The sequence below is a fragment of the Herminiimonas sp. genome (genome assembly GCF_030645555.1).
Lineage (GTDB): Bacteria > Pseudomonadota > Gammaproteobacteria > Burkholderiales > Burkholderiaceae_D > Oxalicibacterium.
In genome coordinates, this window is the sequence record NZ_JAUSME010000344.1 from 1 (window position 1) to 2896 (window position 2896).

Annotated in this window: 2 protein-coding genes; both read right to left on the bottom strand. The window is 59.1% G+C overall.

Going from position 1 to position 2896, the window contains the following annotated elements; all coding sequences use genetic code 11:
* Positions 1-54: 54 nt before the first annotated feature.
* The gene (ybiB, locus tag Q7T06_RS12900; protein WP_304785207.1) at positions 55-1062 is read right to left on the bottom strand and encodes a DNA-binding protein YbiB; all 1008 of its coding nucleotides are present in this window, start codon (positions 1060-1062) and stop codon (positions 55-57) included.
* A 61-nt stretch (positions 1063-1123) separates the two neighbouring features.
* On the bottom strand, positions 1124-2896 hold a 1773-nt coding region (locus Q7T06_RS12905), incomplete at its 5' end, for a molybdopterin-dependent oxidoreductase (RefSeq protein WP_304785208.1).

A 2896-nucleotide genomic window follows, 5' to 3' on the forward strand; every position in this document is an offset into this window, starting at 1 on the left:
GCCTTGATGGTCAGCAGGTCCGGATCGCCGGGACCTGCACCTACGAGAATAACCTTACCGAATTGCCGCTCCATCTGGTGCACCTTGTTTGCTTTGTAGATGTTTAGCTACAAGCAAACACTGTTCCACCTGCTCCGCAATCGAAATCGGGATAGGCACCTCGCCGCTGAGTGCGGCTTCTATCCATCTCGCCGTCGTGACGGCGTCACGTTCGGCCGGCAGCGGCGGCATCTCGTCGACTGGCTCCTGCTTTTGCACCAAAATCGTGCACTCACCATCATGGATCCAGCTGATTTGCTGTGCACGTTTGGCATTGGCTACCGTTTCACCTTCGGTACCGCGCATCAGGAATACTTCGCCGCGTTCAGGCGGCGCTGCCGTCGTGAAGTAAGCGGTCAGCATCGCCAGATATTCGGGATGCGTGTATGAAGTCAGCCGCAAGGCTGGCGTGGCAAACGGTTGCATGATCTTGACCAGCGTATGCGTCGAATTGCGCACGCCGAGTATGCGACGCAACGCCAGCAGGGCCGACATGCGCGGCGCCAGTGCCGCTATCGGCATGAATACCGGCGCATGGCGCGCAAACTGCTCGGCCGCCTGTTGCGCATTGTGCGAAACCGGATAGCCCAGTTCATGCAGAATTTCCGCCGTCGTCACGCGACCGGGATCGCTGCTCACGCCGTGTATCAATACCGGTGCTCCTTCGCGCGCCAGCAACAGGGCCAGCAGCGGTGTCAGATTCGGCATCTGGCGTGAACCGTTATAGCTCGGGATCACGATAGGCGCGTAATCATGCTGCACCCCTTGCGGCGCGTGCAATTGCTCGAATGAGGCTTCCGTCGCATCGAGGAAGCCGGCGATTTCTGCTACCGACTCGCCCTTGATGCGCATGGCGAGCATGATGCCGCCCATCTCCAGATCGGATACACGGCCGTCGAGCATGGCCGCATACAATTGACAGGCATCCTCGCGCGACAAGCTGCGTGCGCCTTTGACGCCACGCCCGATTTCCTTGATGAAACGGGCGGTGGGGAATGGTTCTGTATCGATAGATTTTTGCATCTGCAGAGGGTACACCGAAGGTCGATACAGCGAAAGTGCAGAACAGACTGTGCAGAAAAAATCAGGCCGCTTTTGCCGGCACCTGCAGGCTGGAAATGATTTTTTTCAATTCGGGCACACAGGATCCGCAGTTGCTGCCGCATTTCAGTTTTTGCTGCAAGGCGCTCAATCTCGCATCCGGCTTGCCGGGCATCGTCATCAATGCATCGTTGATTTCCGTTTCAGACACATTGAAACAGTTGCAGACGATACGGCCGCGCGACTTGAAGTTTTGCGGCGCCTGGGTCGTAGGCATCAGCAGCAAACGGCCGAGGGCGGCAACCGGCTGTTCACTTTCCAGATATTCCTTCAACCAGCGCTCGGCAGAAATGTCGCCAGCCAGCGCAACCGCCTGCAGCTTGCCGTCGCCGATCAGGATGCGGCGAGTATTGCCGCGCTTGGTGTCGTCGTAGCGCAATACCTGCGCACCGGCGATGCCGAATTTTTTCTCTATCTGCGCGGTCAGCTCGGGAGGTGCAGCATAGTCGTCGGCCGCACGAAACCGCACGCCAACCTTGTCACGGCCAAACAGCGTGCATGATGCATACGCAAACTTGCGCATCATCGGACGCAAGCTAGCTTGCAATGCAAGCAGTTGCGTTTCATCTACCCAGCCGAAGACGATGAAGCGCCACGGGAATTCCGCCTTCAGTATCTTGACGGCCGCATGCTTCAATTCAGGCTGCTTCGAGCTGGGATCGAAGGCTGGCGAAGTCAATGCATTCACGCCATAAGTGGCGCCGCCATCGCGCCCGCGGCCGGATACATATTCCTCGCCCCAGTGCATGCCGATGAAGGCCTGGCCGGCGCGCATGTCATCGCCCGGCGCAACCGGGAAAATCTGCGAGCCGCGCTTGCTGGTGACATGCACCAGATCGCCGGCATTCAACAGGCGCCGCTCCATATCGGTCTTGGCCATGACTATCGACGGCTCCGACGCATGGGAAAACAACTGGGCCACGGTGCCGGTGCGACTCATGCCATGCCATTGGTCGCGCAAGCGTCCGGTCGTCAGGTGAAACGGAAAGCGCGCATCGACCGGCTCGGCCACTCCCTGGTAAATCGTGTTGACGAACTTTGCACGGCCGCTGGCCGTCGGGAAAATGCCGTCTTCATACAAGCGTTTCTTGCCGCTGCTGGCGCCTTCAGGAAACGGCCACTGTTGTGGTCCCTGCTCTTCCAGCAGCTGGAAACTCAAACCGGTGATGTCGAGATCGCGGCCGCGCGTCGATTCGCGATGTTCATTCCAGATTTCTTCGGTGCTTTCGTATGGAAAAATCGTCTTGTCTCTGCCTGTTGCGCGCTCCAGCTTGCGCGCGAAACGCACCGCGATTTCCCAGTCGTGCAGGGTTGCTCCCGGCTTGGGCAGGATGGATTTGAAGCGCGTGATGCGACGCTCGGAATTGGTAACGGTGCCTTCCTTCTCGCTCCATGTCGAAGCCGGCAGCAAGACATCGGCGTAATCGCAACTGGCAGTCGTCCGGTAGGCTTCCTGCACGATCACCAGTTCGGCATTGCGCAAGGCTTCCCGTATCATCGCCTGCTCCGGCATCGATTGCGCCGGATTGGTACAGACGATCCAGATGATCTTGATGTCGCCTGTACGTACTGCCTCAAACATTTCCACCGCACTCTTGCCCGGCGTGGCTGGCACATCGGTGACGCCCCACAAGCTGGCGACCTCGGCCCTGTGCTGCGGGTTCGCCATATCGCGATGCGCAGACAGCATGTTGGCCAGGCCGCCGACTTCGCGCCCGCCCATCGCATTCGGTTGCCCGGTCAGTGAAAACGGACC